This window comes from Enterococcus sp. DIV0240d (assembly GCF_051711245.1).
GTDB lineage: Bacteria > Bacillota > Bacilli > Lactobacillales > Enterococcaceae > Enterococcus_D > Enterococcus_D casseliflavus.
This window is the reverse complement of sequence record NZ_JBIOMG010000001.1, coordinates 470,037-485,815: the sequence shown is the minus strand read 5'-3', so window position 1 is coordinate 485,815 and position 15,779 is coordinate 470,037. Positions and strand designations below refer to the sequence as shown.

The 15,779-nt window shown below is 39.3% G+C and carries 13 protein-coding genes and 1 pseudogene; 3 read left to right on the top strand and 11 right to left on the bottom strand.

Going from position 1 to position 15,779, the window contains the following annotated elements; translation table 11 throughout:
- Positions 1-8: 8 nt before the first annotated feature.
- The 3 genes from IGJ25_RS02260 to IGJ25_RS02250 form a co-directional block, all read right to left on the bottom strand.
- The gene (locus IGJ25_RS02260) at positions 9-1,310 is read right to left on the bottom strand and encodes a pyrimidine-nucleoside phosphorylase (RefSeq protein WP_005226834.1); all 1,302 of its coding nucleotides are present in this window, start codon (positions 1,308-1,310) and stop codon (positions 9-11) included.
- 123 nt (positions 1,311-1,433) lie between these two features.
- Entirely contained in the window at positions 1,434-2,453 is a 1,020-nt protein-coding gene (locus IGJ25_RS02255) for a LacI family DNA-binding transcriptional regulator (RefSeq protein WP_005226832.1), read from the bottom strand.
- 250 nt (positions 2,454-2,703) lie between these two features.
- A complete protein-coding gene (locus IGJ25_RS02250) occupies positions 2,704-3,309 on the bottom strand; it encodes a class I SAM-dependent methyltransferase (protein WP_208788491.1) in 606 nt (201 codons plus the stop codon).
- Positions 3,310-3,645: 336 nt separating this feature from the next.
- Between IGJ25_RS02250 and coaA the strand changes: the two genes are divergently transcribed.
- Both coaA and guaA read left to right on the top strand, forming a co-directional pair.
- Complete coding sequence (coaA, locus tag IGJ25_RS02245) at positions 3,646-4,569, top strand: type I pantothenate kinase (protein WP_005226828.1); 924 nt, start codon at positions 3,646-3,648, stop codon at positions 4,567-4,569.
- Positions 4,570-4,649: 80 nt separating this feature from the next.
- Entirely contained in the window at positions 4,650-6,215 is a 1,566-nt protein-coding gene (gene guaA, locus IGJ25_RS02240; protein ID WP_008376418.1) for a glutamine-hydrolyzing GMP synthase, read from the top strand.
- A gap of 361 nt (positions 6,216-6,576) precedes the next feature.
- On the opposite strand, the gene IGJ25_RS02235 is transcribed toward guaA, so the two are convergent.
- Complete coding sequence (locus tag IGJ25_RS02235) at positions 6,577-8,019, bottom strand: hypothetical protein (protein WP_225000640.1); 1,443 nt, start codon at positions 8,017-8,019, stop codon at positions 6,577-6,579.
- Positions 7,932-9,356, bottom strand: coding sequence for a DUF4062 domain-containing protein (locus IGJ25_RS02230; protein WP_225000641.1), 1,425 nt, complete (start codon positions 9,354-9,356; stop codon positions 7,932-7,934). The genes IGJ25_RS02235 and IGJ25_RS02230 overlap by 88 nt, the downstream gene beginning before the upstream one ends.
- A 325-nt stretch (positions 9,357-9,681) precedes the next feature.
- Here IGJ25_RS02230 and IGJ25_RS02225 point away from each other — a divergent pair, with 325 nt between their 5' ends.
- The gene (locus IGJ25_RS02225) at positions 9,682-9,840 is read left to right on the top strand and encodes a hypothetical protein (protein ID WP_179135432.1); all 159 of its coding nucleotides are present in this window, start codon (positions 9,682-9,684) and stop codon (positions 9,838-9,840) included.
- Between the two features lie 63 nt (positions 9,841-9,903).
- On the opposite strand, the gene IGJ25_RS02220 is transcribed toward IGJ25_RS02225, so the two are convergent.
- The 6 genes and pseudogenes from IGJ25_RS02220 to IGJ25_RS02195 form a co-directional block, all read right to left on the bottom strand.
- On the bottom strand, positions 9,904-10,509 hold the full coding sequence (locus IGJ25_RS02220) for a class I SAM-dependent methyltransferase (protein ID WP_438779085.1): 606 nt from the start codon (positions 10,507-10,509) through the stop codon (positions 9,904-9,906).
- 422 nt (positions 10,510-10,931) lie between these two features.
- A complete protein-coding gene (locus tag IGJ25_RS02215) occupies positions 10,932-12,296 on the bottom strand; it encodes an amidase (protein ID WP_413118753.1) in 1,365 nt (454 codons plus the stop codon).
- A gap of 285 nt (positions 12,297-12,581) precedes the next feature.
- Positions 12,582-12,827 (bottom strand): annotated as a pseudogene (locus IGJ25_RS02210) (conjugal transfer protein); the annotation flags it as partial.
- Between the two features lie 142 nt (positions 12,828-12,969).
- Complete coding sequence (locus tag IGJ25_RS02205; RefSeq protein WP_005226799.1) at positions 12,970-13,779, bottom strand: PTS system mannose/fructose/sorbose family transporter subunit IID; 810 nt, start codon at positions 13,777-13,779, stop codon at positions 12,970-12,972.
- Positions 13,763-14,551 (bottom strand): PTS mannose/fructose/sorbose/N-acetylgalactosamine transporter subunit IIC, encoded by a 789-nt coding sequence (locus IGJ25_RS02200; RefSeq protein ID WP_081116117.1) that lies wholly within the window; start codon positions 14,549-14,551, stop codon positions 13,763-13,765. Before IGJ25_RS02200 ends, IGJ25_RS02205 begins: the two co-directional genes overlap by 17 nt.
- Before the next feature lie 140 nt (positions 14,552-14,691).
- Positions 14,692-15,654 carry a PTS mannose/fructose/sorbose transporter subunit IIAB gene (locus IGJ25_RS02195; RefSeq protein ID WP_081116118.1) on the bottom strand — a complete coding sequence of 321 codons (963 nt, stop codon included), beginning with the start codon at positions 15,652-15,654 and terminating at the stop codon, positions 14,692-14,694.
- Between the last annotated feature and the right edge of the window lie 125 nt (positions 15,655-15,779).

Genomic DNA, 15,779 nt, shown 5'->3' with positions numbered 1-15,779 from the left:
TTCGCTCCTTATTCTGTAATAATGTCATGGATCAATGGCGGTTCTGCGCCATCTTCCCCAATTTCAATATTTTGGTCGATCAATGCTTTGACATCCTCGATTGCTTCGGTATTGCTATAGATCGTCAATAACGATTCCCCTTTGCTTACGGATTCGCCAACTTTCTTATGCAATTTGATGCCCACTGCATGGTCGATGTCTTCGTCTTTGGTCTTACGACCTGCCCCTAACATCATCGCCGCGATCCCTAGCTCATTGGCAACTAATTTCGTCACCACGCCGCTAGTTTTCGCTGGGACTTCCACTTCATATTTCGCTGTCAAAATCTTGCTCGGGTCATCGATCACTGTAGCGTCTCCGCCTTGGTCTGTGATCATCTGTCTGAATTTTTCTAACGCTTTGCCTGAATGCAGGGCTTCTTCCAACAGTTGGCGTGCTTCTTCCAATGAATCAGCTTTTTTCGCTAAAACGACCATTTGGCTGCCCAGTGCATAGCACATTTCTTCCAGGTCTTTCGGTCCTTTTCCTTGCAGTGTCTCAATGGCTTCCACCACTTCCAAACTGTTGCCGATCGCTTCCCCTAAAGGCTGTGACATATCAGAAATGACTGCCATCGTTTGGCGATTTGCCAATTTTCCGATGCGGACCATCGTTTGGGCTAAGCGTTTGGCATCCTCCAAGTTTTTCATAAAGGCGCCATCGCCTGTGGTTACATCTAACACGATCGCATCGGCACCTGCCGCGATTTTTTTACTCATGATCGAGCTGGCGATCAATGGGATCGAACTAACCGTTGCCGTCACATCTCGTAAGGCATACAGTTTTTTGTCTGCAGGAGCTAAATCTCCTGATTGACCGATCACGGCCACTTTGCTTTCGTTGACTAATCGGATAAAGTCGGCTTCAGAAAGCTCGATTTTAAATCCAGGGATCGCTTCAAGCTTGTCTAAGGTCCCACCAGTATAGCCTAAGCCGCGCCCAGACATTTTCGCAACTGGTACGCCAACACTAGCCACTAATGGCGCTAAGATCAATGTGGTCGTATCACCAACACCGCCAGTCGAATGCTTATCGACTTTGATTCCTTCAATTGAGGATAGGTCGATCACTTCACCAGAATTTGCCATTGCTAGCGTTAAGTTCGTGATTTCTTCATCTGTCATATCTACATAAAAAATAGCCATCAACAAGGCACTCATTTGATAATCTGGAATACTTCCTTCAGTATACGCAGTTACAATGTAGTCAATTTCTTCCTTCGTCAATGACTTGCCGTCACGTTTCTTTTCAATTAAATCCACCATTCGCATCGAAATGACCCTCGCTTCCTTTAACATTATACAATAATTTTCCGTAGGGTAAACCACTTTAGTAAAACAGTTTACTAAATATCGCAAAACTATGAAAACACTTACAAGAAGAAATATACCGCATTATTTCTCGCTTGTCAATGTCTTCACGCTCTCACGAATAATTAATTTTGTATCAAAAATCTTATTTGGAATTCGCCGTGTCGGAAACTCAATGGCGTCCACTAAAAACTTCGCTGCGGTAAACCCGATCTCAAAAGTCGGCTGCATGACCGTGGTAAGCGGTGGTGTGATGTATTCCGATAATTTCAAGGCATCAAAGCCGATCACCGAGTAGTCTTCTGGTACTTTTTTGCCAGCCTCATAAATCGCTTGATAACAGCCGATCGCCATGGCGTCGTTGCCGCAGAAAAACGCTGTGATCTCTTTGTACTTCAATAATTCCTTCGTTGCTTCGTACCCGCCGGTAACCGTTAATTCAGCATTTTCTACATATCGGCCTTTAAAAGGGATCTGATGGTCCTTCAAGGCATGGCGATAGCCATTGAACCGTTCCTCTAATTGATAGTAGCCGGTGATTTCTTTGAGCATCGCAATGTTGCGGTGACCGTTTTTGATCAAATAACTGACGGCTTGGTAGGCACCTTCGTATTCTTTCACGATTAAACGACCATTGTCCCGCTGATTGATCCCGCGATCGACTAAAATAATTGGTCGGTCATCAAAGAACCCGCTCTTCAAGGAATAATCCTCCGGCAGTAAATGCGGCGTCGCTAATAAGATACCATCTACCGAACGATGAGACAGTTCATTCAAATATTGAACCTCTTTTTCTTGGCTGTGGCGCGAATTGCATAACACTAGCATGTAACCTAGTGGATTGAAATAACTTTCCGCCCCTTCAATGACTTTAGAGAAAAAGAAATCCGTCACATCAGGCACGATCATTCCGATCGTTTTTGAATGGCGGTTGATAAGATTCGAAGCAAAAAAATCCGGCTTATAGTGATATTTATTTACGATATCTAAGACCCGCTTCCGGGTTTCTTCACTAAAACGGCTGCCTTTATTGTTTAGGATCTGCGACACGGTCGTGACAGAGACGCCAGCCATTTCAGCAATCTGTTTAATCGTCAATTTCATCTGCTTCTCTCCTCTCTTGCCTAAAGTGTAGCAAATTTTTCTCAAAAAAAATAGCACACTTTCAACAAGTGTGCGACTTTCTTTTTCGTTGATCAAAAATAGCCCGATGATATAGACAGCTGATTAACCAACGCTGCAATTGCCCGAAAGGCTGCTGGCAATAGGTTTTTTGAGAAACCAACTGGTCCAGTTGCCGCTAACCAGCGCTTGTCTTGGCGATGCCTTTGAGCTGTTGAGAATCAAAGAGCAGCTACGCTTCTTTTACGCTTTGAATGATGTAATAGCCTTTGTCTTTTTTGATGATTTCGGCATTGCCAAAGGTCTCTTGCATTTTCTTTTGAGCACTCGGCGCCCCTTGTTTCTTTTGGATCACGATCGTTAAAGTACCGCCTACTTTAAGCAAAGGAAACGCCCCCGTCAAAATCTCATGAACGACTTCTTTTCCTGCCCGAATCGGCGGATTGCTGAGGATCGCCGCATAAGCAGGTTGATTTAATTGGGCATAGATATTGGATTGATGGATATCTACCTGTTCAATGCCGTTACGCTGGGCATTGCCTTTTGCCAAATCCACTGCCCGCTGATTGATATCGATCATCTCGACAGGTCGTTGACTCGCATAAGCCAACGATAAACCAACAGGTCCATAGCCGCACCCAACGTCTAGCAGACTTCCTTCTGGCAGCTCCGCCCACTCAAACGCATCGATCAGCACCCGCGAGCCGTAGTCCACCGTGTCACGGGAAAACACCCCGCTATCTGTCACAAAATGAAACTTCTTTCCTCTTAATTCAAACGACCACTGTTCAAAATCATGGGCCGTATCAGGATTTTCTGTATAGTAATGATTACTCATGTTTATGCTCCTTTCTTCTATTTCCTCTTCGCTTGTTTTTTCTACTGGTTTCTACTAGTTTTTCCTTGTTTCTTCTATTCGAACGAGTGTACGTAGTGAAAACACTAGTAAAAAAGCCCAGCAAGATTTGCCTGTTGCTTCTTTCTAATCATACCGAAAAACAGCCAGAAGTAAACGCCCAGCGAAAAAAACAACGAAAAAACAGTTTTTTGTTGTTTCTGCAAAGGAATTCATGTTCTTTTTCCAAGTTCCGCAGATTTCTATGGTAAAATACTTTCGAACAGTGGCCCGTCGCTTCTAATAGAAACCGATGATGCCGCAAAAAAGGAGCCTACTATGCAAGAAACCATGAATTTTTATCAAATTCCTCGTGAGCAATGGCAAGGGTTTTATACGAACGGCATGATGCCTTTCACTCAAGAAGAATTGGATAATATCAAAAGTTTGAACGACCGGATCTCGGTCCAAGATGTCGAAGATGTTTACGTGCCTTTATGCCATCTGATCCATCTTTATATGAAAGAGTTTGAATCATTGACCCTCAGCAAGGGACTCTTTTTACACCGCTATGTTAAAATGCCGCCTTTTATCATCGGCATCGCCGGAAGCGTCGCCGTCGGCAAGAGTACCACCGCACGGCTCGTCCAAAATTTATTGGCCCGTTTGTTTCCCCGCAGAACCGTCCAACTGATCACCACTGACGGCTTTTTGTATCCGAACGAAGTCTTGGAAGAACGCGGCAGCTTGAATCGCAAAGGATTTCCAGAAAGTTATGACATGGAAGCCTTGATCAACTTTTTGAATGCGGTCAAATCAGGAGAACCAGACATCCAGATCCCCGTCTACTCCCATGAAGTCTACAATATTATTCCTGATACGTATGAAACGATCAGTCAACCAGATATCTTGATCGTGGAAGGCATCAATACCCTGCAACTACCTGCCAACCAACAAATCTATATCAGTGACTTTTTTGATTTTTCAATTTTCGTGGATGCCCAACCAGCACTGATTGAAAAATGGTATTTGGAACGATTTGAATCATTACTAGACACTGCCTTTCAAGACCCTAGCAATTATTATTACCAATATGCGATCGGGGATCGCAAGGAAGCGATTAAAATGGCAAAAGAAGTATGGAAAAATGTGAATTTAAAGAATTTACACGAGTATATCTTGCCTACACGCAGCAGAGCCGATATAATTCTTCATAAAACAAAGCACCATTTGATCGATGAAGTGTTCTTGCGCAAGTATTGACCGCTTCATTTTTATAATTATGCTGTTGAAAAGGCCCAGCCTTTTTTCAATAAAAACTAAAAGAATTGAGGTAATTTATTGTGACAAACGTTGACACTTTGCCAAACGTCGAAAAAATTATCGTACTTGATTACGGTAGTCAGTACAACCAGCTGATTACACGCCGTATTCGTGAGTTCGGTGTTTTCTCAGAATTATTGAGCCACCGCATTACCGCTGAAGAAGTAAAAGCGATGAACCCAAAAGGGATCATCTTATCTGGCGGACCAAACAGCGTCTACGACGAGAACTCTTTCGGCATCGACGAGAAAATTTTTGAGTTAGGCATCCCAGTTTTAGGGATCTGTTACGGCATGCAGTTGATTACTTATAAATTAGGCGGAAAAGTTGAACCTGCCAAAAACCGTGAATACGGCAAAGCAGAATTGGAAGTCACTTCTGATGCAGCGGCCCTTTTCCAAAACACGCCCGCAACCCAAACCGTGTGGATGAGCCACGGGGACTTGGTCACTCAAGCACCTGCAGGCTTTGATGTCGTGGCAACGAGCAAAGATTGCCCGATTGCTTCTATCCAAGATGCCGAGCGCAAAATGTACGGTATCCAATTCCACGCAGAAGTTCGCCATTCAGAATACGGCAACGACTTATTGCGTCACTTTGCCATTGACGTTTGTCAATGTACAGGTGATTGGACAATGGACAACTTCATTGATATGGAAATCGCAAAAATCCGCGAACAAGTGGGCGACAAAAAAGTCTTGCTTGGTCTTTCAGGCGGGGTCGATTCTTCTGTCGTTGGTGTTCTTTTACAAAAAGCGATCGGCGATCAACTGACTTGTATTTTTGTTGACCATGGTCTCTTGCGTAAAGGCGAAGCCGAGCAAGTAATGGAAAGCCTAGGCGGCAAATTCGGCTTGAACATCATCAAAGTTGATGCCAAAGAACGTTTCCTATCAAAACTTGCTGGAGTTTCTGATCCTGAAGAAAAACGCAAGATCATTGGAAATGAATTCGTGTACGTCTTCGATGATGAAGCAACCAAACTAGCTGGTGAAGAAGGCGTTTCTTTCCTTGCCCAAGGAACCCTTTATACCGACGTCATCGAATCAGGGACCGAGACTGCTCAAACCATCAAATCTCACCACAATGTGGGTGGTTTACCTGAAGACATGCAATTCAAATTGATCGAACCATTGAACACCTTGTTCAAAGACGAAGTCCGTGAATTAGGGACTCAACTTGGCATGCCAGACAGCATCGTATGGCGCCAACCATTCCCTGGACCAGGTCTAGGCATTCGTGTCCTTGGCGAATTAACAGAAGAAAAACTAACGATCGTCCGCGACTCGGATGCAATCTTGCGGGAAGAAATCGCAAATGCCGGCTTAGACCGCGACATTTGGCAATACTTCACCGTCTTACCAGGCATCCGCTCCGTCGGTGTCATGGGTGATGGCCGGACCTATGATTATACCGTCGGCATCCGTGCAGTCACTTCGATCGATGGCATGACCGCTGACTTTGCCCGCATCCCATGGGAAGTCCTACAAAAAATCAGCGTCCGCATCGTCAACGAAGTCGCACACGTCAATCGGATCGTGTACGATATTACGAGCAAACCACCTGCTACTGTGGAGTGGGAATAATACAACAAGTAAAATTGGAGCTTTAAAATTGATTTATCAGCGTTTATCAAGTTTTAGAATGATATGAATATGACTATATTTATTACATTTACCACCAAACCTCCTTATTAGTAGGGAGGTTTTTTTATTCATTAATTGAAGTTGCCTTAAATGTCTTAAAAAGAAAAAAATGATGAAATCAATAAGTCAGAATATTGATTTTACAGGGTTTCTTTTTTATTAGATAGTGATTTCAGGGTGAAAATTAATTGTTTGTCATCCACTTTTCTATCCATGAACTGTATGATAAATTTTGATTAGCTTTAGTATCCTATTTTAACTTTGATTAACAGCCTATAATCGCAACCAATGGAGTACATATTTATTTTTTTAGTTGTTTACTTGATGCCATTTTTCTAATAACATAGTTGGAATCTTCTAAACTTCGCTCTAAAATAAACTCTGCTGTTTTTCTATCAGCCTCTTCTATTTTATTCACTTCGTAAACTAATATACTTTTCACATATGAATCATCTTCATTGATAATCCTCGTAAATCTATTGGTTATTGTTTCGACATATTCTTCTGTCTTTAAAAGTTTTATCAACAAATGAACTGAATGCCAACGCAGATCTAGCGAACTAGAATTAATCCATATTAATGAAAACTGGAAGAACAATCCTAATACATTACGAGAAGTTTCTAGCACGCCGTCATTCTCTAAATAACTTTTGATTAACTTACAAGCTTCTATCTGTGAGCCTTCGTCATCATATGAAGACAGCTCATTTAAAATTAACCCCCACACATCTTTTTTAAATATTTCTAATAATAAATAACGAGCTAATAATAACATTTGTTTTTGCATATATGAAAGCATCGACTCATACGCATCTATATCCTCTTTAATATCAATCAATTGTTTTACAGTATGACTGTTTCTACTAATGATATCTTTATCAATTCTACACAAAGCATATAATAATTTGTACGCTTGTATTTTATCATTAACTGTTTGTTTGGCATTAAGTATTGTGTTTCCAGTTTCTATAAATATAGCATCTACCAACTCTTGAGAAAAAATAGTCTTCTCACTCGAAAGGATGTTTTTGATTGCGAGAAATGGGGAATCGGCGTATCCTGCGTAAGTTCCATTCTGCCCTTGAGTTTTATTCCTATATTTTATGGTTTCTAGCTGTTTCTCTAGAAATTTTTTACTAGCAAGCTCGCTTTTATCAGTTTCGATTGAATATTCTAATTTATAAAACTCAGGCCATTTTTCTTGAATTTTACTATTTAATTTTCGACTGTCTTTACTACTAAGTATTTTACCTAGTTGACAGCATAAATATTCAATGTGATCTTTTCTATATGAGCTGGATCCATCTTCCAATAAACCTATAATATATTCATTCAGTTTTATTATTAATGTATAATCTACATCATCATAACTTACTGATTTGCTTAAAAATTCTATCGCACTGTCATGATATCTTACACTCTTACTTTTCAAAATAGAAAGACAAAATTCTGCAAGAAAATTTTGTTCCACTCTACCTTTTATACTTTTTAATGCATAAAAAACATAATTTTCTAGACTCACAATGCTGTCTTCAGAGTCTTTCCAGTTATTTAATTCCACTTTCAGTTTACCCCATATATCAGAAAAATCATCATCACTCAAATAATATCCTAGCTCAGATATTGCTAGCAATTTGGCAACTAATTTTTGATTACCTAATATCTGATTCTCTGTATAATCATATACTTCCTTAGCTTCTTCTTGAGTAAATTTTTCCACATATGTTGAAAATGTTCTTGCCATTCTATGAACACTCTTTTATTTAATGTCATTACTGTATTCTTAAAGTTCAACTTAAACATTGTCCATTCGTCATTTCGAACAAACCATTCATAACTCAATTTTTGAACTATAGAATAGAGACGTATTAAATGAGTCATTGATCCAAAAATCATTGCTTCAAAAAAGATATCAGCTATTGAATTGGTATAAAGAGTTCTGTCTACTAAAAATGTTTTTGATGTGTACGCTTCAATTTCCGATTTTTGTCTATCTTGTTCAAGTTTCGCCAATAAGTTCCTTTCATATCTATCTATATTGGGATAAAAAACATTACTTTCCATTTTGTCTAACTCAATTTGTCCGAAATTCTGATCAGTAAACTCGTTCCTATTTTCGTGATATAAATTAATCTGATTACGTAAATCAATCAGTATATCTTGAATAAACCAATCTTCTAAATTAGAAGATACTGAATCCATATACGCAGTTTTTAATATCTCTATACTTCTAGATAAATTATTATTATAATACTCGCTAATTGATTTCCATCTCAATTTTACAACCTTAAAATAATCCTGTGGCAATATTTTTTCTAGCGCTCCTAAATACTCTGATATTTTAAAACTATCAAAGCTTCTACCCTCAAACATAGTTTGAAGAAATGTTGAACTGTAATAATCTATATCCAAACTCGAAGATATTTCTTCTGTCTCTGCTTTATTCCCGTAAAACATACTAATAAAATAATTTCTGCATTTTTCTTTACTAATTTTTTTATTACCTTTTAATAAGGCATGTGGGATACTAATGTTTTTCTCTTCACCTTGCTCCTCAACTTCATCATTAGTTTCTTCCATTAATAAATTATTACTTGGAAAAATATTATTTCCGGACCCATATGCTCTATACACTGATAAAATGTCATCAATTAAGTCTGTCGTGCCTCTTTGAATAAAATCCTCAAAAGAATGGATAATTTTATTTTTAGGAGCATTGGCATGAAGTAAACTCTTTTGAAGGGAGGTTTTCTCCTTTGAATTTTCATCACAAAAATAATAAAGTGAGGGAATGTTATTTTTCAAAACTTCATCAACTTCATTTTGCACTCCTTGTGGTACTCCATCTTCATTATCAATTAAAAAAATACAAACATCCACACTTTTCAGACGTTGAATGTAATGATTATAAGCGCTAGTCGAAGAAGTTCCTGCTTCTTCAAATAAGTAAACTTGAAAAAGACCTGTTAATTCCAGCATTTCTTTGATTGCTTTTCTAGCTAAATTATACTTTATACAATCTTGTTCATAACCAGTTTTAGAACTAATAAAAACTCTTAATTTCTCTCCAGTTTGAATCATTTATATCCCTCCAATTATATTTGCACTAGGCTTATTACACCTATTACTAACAAGTAAAAACACTGTCTAAGCTATTAATCAAGATTATCTTATAAAGCTAAATAACACCTTATTTGAAACTTCTAGTTAATCTCTAATAAACCTTCCATCAAAATTAGAGAAACTCAGAAAGATTGATCTAGTTGCTCTCAATAATTTTTGAAAGATTGTCTTGAAATCATCATTTCGTTCACATGTAAAAAATTAGCAGCACTCGTGATATTTCCTTCTCGATCCGCAAGTAAATACTGGTATTACACAAGCAACTCAGAACAAATCAAATGTGATGATCAGTTTGAATAGTTCTGCCAATCAATTTGGTGGAGCTGTTGGTGCTAGCCTGGCTGCGATCGTTATTGCCAATAGTGGCATCCAAAATATTATTTTGATTACGATCGTAGCTAGTATTGTTATTACGCTGATTCAGCTGGTTGGGAGAAAATAAACGAGAGGATTTAACACTTTGGTGAAATACCCGATATTAATTGCCCTTCAGCTGAAGGCACCTTTATCTCTTCCCATATTTCCGTTGCAGCTTCTTTGACATCTTTTTTTCTTTCTTTTTTACTAACGGCTTTTTCGCCCGCTTTTCTGCGTAAAATACGTAATAGTCGTCAACTTCTGTGACTTTCACGTAACCGAAAATGGAGCGAATCTTGTTCTCATACCATTTTCGGCGCTTGGTCACCATGTATAGCTTTCCGTTGAGTGACAGTTGACGATAGGCTTGCTCGATAAATTCCTTTGGCACAGAAAAATCTACATGGTACGGCGGATTAGACAGAATAACATCAAACGTTTTGTCGCTGATTTCTCTAAAACCTTCACTTAAGACGATCTCTGGTGCTACTTCATTTCGTTGCGCATTTTTCGTAGTCAAGTCGATGGCATTTGCTGAAATGTCTGTCATTGTAACTGTTGTGTCAGGATACTTTTTTGCCAGATAAATCCCTACAAACCCATAACCGCATCCCAGATCCAAAATTCTATCCTGGTCATTGATAACTGGTTCTTTTAACATCGCTTTCGTTCCTGCATCTAACCCTTTTGGGGAAAATACGCTTTCATTTGTTTCAAACTCTAATGATAGTTCATCATATCTGACTGCAAGCAAATCATACCCACTCCTTTGGCTGTTTTATGAATTACTTGGTGGCGGTTTTATCACTAGTAGCAGACTATCCACATAATCCCTGTTACTCACTTACGAATTGGTCAATTCACTACAAGGCAAGATATTCCCATTTTTTTCTAGGCCGCCAGCCCAATAAAACAGCTTTTTAATCATTATATAATAAATATGTTTAAATTATTTAATTTTAAGGAGCAAACGGAATGATTTTCACTTAAATCGAAACATTTATGCGTACAAACGGGCAAATTCATTTATGGAAAAAAGTATGCCTGTATGTTTTAGATAAGTTGAGTCAGTAAAACTATTAGTTTTTATACAATCAAAAAAAAGATTAGAAAGAATAAGCTGTTAAAGCCGTAGTCAAAAAAGTATTTTCACTCTAGCAATTACAAAAAAATTTTTTAACTACTTAAATCTAAATCACAAGTAAAATGTGTATAGTCAAAAATGATTTGAAGCTGTTCCCCTAAATCGATAAGATTCTGCTCGCAATCAAAATTTGCGATTATTTGAATACCTACTGGTAAATTCGTAAGTGATGATGTACCTATCGATAGGGTGAGTGTTGGTAAACCTGCATTAGAAAAAGGCTTATTAAATTTGGGTGAACCTGTTTTTTCTATACCTTTTGGCGCCGTTTCTGTGGTTGCTGGAGTAATCAATAAATCAAAATTTTCAAAAATTGATTTAAAACTTTTTTTGTATTCCCATCGATTTTCTTGTGCTTGCAGATAATCAATTGCTGCATATGAACTTCCAACCTCTATATCAGCCCTAAGTTCTGTACTAAACAACTCTTTTCCCTCATTAAATTTTAGTTGATGATACGCAGCTGTTTCAGCATTTACCACAATTTCATGAGCTTTATTTGCTTCCTCGAATGAGGCTGGCATTTTACAATTATGGGCACTATGATTTTCGATTTTCAAGGCTTTAATAGCATCTTCAAAGATAGCCATGACATCTTCAGATCCTTTAAAATAGGAATCACTTATTATACCGATGGTGAATTTTTTTAATAGATTTCCTTCTGACAATTTTAGAGTTATATTTTGATACGGATAGGTATAACGATCTAAAATATCATATCCAGCAATTTCGTTATATACGTATTTTAAATCTCTGACATTTTTTGTAAAAATACCTACACAATCAATGCTCCAACTCGCTGGGATGATACCAGCTTTGCTAATTTGCCCAAATGTAGGCTTCAATGCGGTAATTCCGTTATACGATGCAGGTCTCAAAACTGAGCCAGACGTTTGTGTGCCAATAGAAAATAAAAGCATGTTTGATGAAATTGCTGCGGCAGAACCCGAACTTGAGCCTCCTGGAGTATGTTCAAGATTCCAAGGATTCCTTGTTTTAGGGGCTCCGCCTCCGCTAGCGAACTCGGCTGTAGTTGTTTTACCGATGAGGACTGCTCCCGCTGTGTTCAATCTGTTAAATATAGTAGCGTTTTTATCGGATATATAACCTTCCATAGTTTTTGAACCCGCTTCCAGTGGGAGGTCTTTTACATGTATGATATCTTTTAACCTATATGGAATGCCTAGTAGTGGGGATTTATTATTGTTGTTCTTAACATTATTGCTCAAACTTTTGATAACATCCTTTTTTTCTTTAATATAGGAAAATGCTCTTACTGATGGTTCTACTTCATAGATTCTATTTAAATATTGTTCTATTAAGTCTCTATGTGTAATAGCTTTATCATCTAATAATTTGATTGCCTTTTCTATCGTTAAGTCACTTGGGCTGTACATTGTCTAAGCTCCTTTATATAAAATTTTCTACTGTCTATGATTGGCTAACTCTTTATTTTTAACAGGGGTATTGGTCAAGTTCACTATTAGTAATTTAATTATTTTTATACGAAAATACTTGGACTAGAAGGCTTCCTTATAAAACGATACTTTTCTATAGTTACTCGTAAATACAATAAAGGATTCCATTTACCCGACAACTAATTGAGCTTCTAAACGCAGTTTGAAGCAATCTTTCTTATAAATGACTATCCATACCCGATGATCGATCTATTCGTAAATCAATTACTTAACTATTTTCCACGTAGTCTCTATCTTACTTAAAATTAAACCAAATTGAAAAACTTGCGCTGCTTTCGTTTATTGATCAAGATGCTTCTCTGCTAATAATACCGTGATTTGATTGTCCTTGCGAGGATAAATAGAATGTATGGATTCTTGAAAGTCTCAATCTTTCCCTAATGGCTTCAAAATCCCGGCATTCACATAATAAGACAATTCATTTTCCGTAACAGTCGGGTAAAGCTTAAAAATAAGAAGAGAGTGCGAAAATGGTTTTCTGCACTCTCTTCTTATTTTTTTCTTATTCAACGAGTTGACTACCCTAACTGCTTATACGATTTAAAAAACAATAACAGCAGCTGCCCATTTCCTTTTACACCATGATTCTTTCTTAACCCAAAATACCAAACGCACTCAAAACGATCGACAAGATCAAGATGATCCAAATTACTCGAGTGGAATTTAGTTTCTTTTGGCCTAACATCCAGTAGGTCAGCAAGACGAGCAAGATAGGTACAAGGGATGGCAAGATGGCATCCAACGTGTCTTGGATCACCAATTCGACGCCATCTTTTTTATAGACAAAAGGAACAGTTGCTTTGACCACAGAGGGAATCAAGGCACCAATCACTGTGACCCCTAAAACGGTTGCGGCATTGGTGAAGGCCGATAATTTGTCTTTCAAGGTCGTCACTAATTTGACCCCTTGTTTGTAACCTAGAGGTAGCAACGCTGCCCGACCGAAAAGTAACGCGATGTTGGCGATGATCCAGATGACACAACCAACGACGGAACCATTTTGCGCTAATGTGCCGGCAACAGAGCCAAAGATTGTTCCCCAAATCACGTGGAACAAGGAGTCACCGACACCGGCCAAGGAACCCATCAAGGCCGTTTTCAAGGCGATGATCGTTTCTTTGGCTTTGTGTCCATCTTGTTCTTCAATCGCGACATCGATTCCCATGATCAAGTTCCCAAAGATCGCATTGGTATTGAAAAATTGATTGTGGGTCCGCAGCATATCTTGCAGCTGGGTTTCATCGTGGCCATAGAATTTTTTCAAGACGGGCAGGATGCCGTAAAGGTAGCCTGAACTCATCATTCGCTCATAGTTCCAGTTTAATTGGCTTGCCAAAATATAGCGCCAGCTAATGGTATTCAACTCTTTTTTTGTCAGTTTTTGATCACTCATCGCCATCATATCCTCCTTCAAAATCTCCAGCAGCTGCCGTTGCAACGGTGCCTTTTTCGCTATCTCGTTTAAAGACTAACATTGCTGCTACGAGCCCAATGATGGAAACGCCGAGCATTGGCACTTGCAGATACGCAGCTAAAAAGAAGCCTAATAACAAATAAGGAATGTAGTGCTTTGTTGGCAAGTAGCGCAATAAGATCGCTACCCCGACGACTGGCAAGACGCCACCAGCGGTTTTTAGTCCGATCATCAGCCATTCTGGCGTGTTATCGGTAATCGTCGTAACGACTGCATCTCCAGCTAAAAGCATCAATAAAATCGGAATCGCCCGTGACAATCCCCATAAGAAAGAACCCGATAAAACTAACCGTGGGATTCGTTTGACTTGCATGTTGTCGATGGCTCTATCGATCCGGTGTAGTAGAAATACGTTACAAAAACGAGCCACGACATCCAGTTGCAGCATCAGCAAGGACACTGGAACTGCTAAGCCGATGCCGTATTCCGCGCCGTTTCCTGAGATCACGGCAAACGCTGTCCCCAGTACTGCGCCGGTAAAATAATCTGGGACGGATGCACCACCAAATGCGGCGATCCCCAAACGCATCAACTGTAAGGTCCCACCGACCATCAAACCGGTCTTTAAGTCCCCCATGATCATTCCAGAAATCATTCCGGCGATCGCTGGTTGGGTCAACGTATTGGAAATAAGTGAATCATTAATAGCAATAAAAGCATAAACAATAATAAGAATGATTTGATACGCTGCTAAATGCATGAATTTTCCTCCTAATTGTATGAACGAGTCTTAACTGGCTAGTTATCGATCGTTATGTCGCCTCAGATAAATCGTGAAAAACACTCGTTTTTTGACAAATTTTCCGCTACATATTCTCCTCGATTCAATCCCTGCCTGGTTTATCCTCGTAATTTCTTCATAAAGTCGATCGATGGTTCATTGGGAACAAGCTGTGCCGTGACGGTGATGCCTTTTGCGGCGATCGCTTCAAAGATCGGCTCTTCTTCTGGCAGCACTTGAATGCTTTTAGTCACTTCCCGTGCGCCTTCTTTGTAGCTCATGTTGCCGACGTTGATCGCTTTGATCGGTCCATCTGCTTCAATATAACGCAAAACATCTTGGGGATTTTTGAAAAGTAAAAACAACCGTTGCTTGCCGTAACGACCAGCGCGAATATTCTTGGCTGCAGTTGCCACTGGAAGGACGGAAAGTCGCATCGAAGTTGGCGCTGCCATTCGTAAAGAAGATTTTTGTAATGGGTCTGCGGCGGCTTCATCATTGGCCACGATGATCCGTTGCGTGTTTAAACTGGTGGACCAGATACCCGCAACTTGTCCATGGATCAAGCGCTCATCGATCCGACTATTGACGATATTTTCTTGCCCAGCATACGCACTGTAATCCCCTAATTCCTCTTGCTTTTCTTCTAAAATTTCTTGTTCTGCCTGGTTCATCCCTGCTTTGACATCAACGATGTTTTCTTTGGCTAAGCAAAGCAGCTCGTTGATCGTCGCTCGTTGATTGACGACTGCCTCGATCACTACGGACAATGTCATTCCAGCGAAAATCGCCACTTCGTCATCCTCTAAATAATTCTTGACTGCAACGTTGCACGGGGTTCCTCCTAATAGATCCGCAATAATCAATGTTGAACCGTTAAGGGCTTTCATTTTCTCGTTCAATTCTTTTTCAAACTGCAGATTGTCACTATCTGGTCGTAATGAAACGGTGTGAACGTTTGCTTGCTGGCCTACGATCATCTCCAGACTGCTTTTGACCCCTTCTGCCATGCCGCCATGACTGATCAATACAATGTTTTCCACTAATTTCCCTCCTACTTCGTAGGTCGCCCTACTTAACATGTTATGTTCCTTGTAAGCATACTATACCACATGGCAAGCCATCCGTAAACCTAATATCTTAACATATTGAATTTTATTTTTTAGGACTGTACAGACTGGAAAACAACATATTTTCTACAATAATT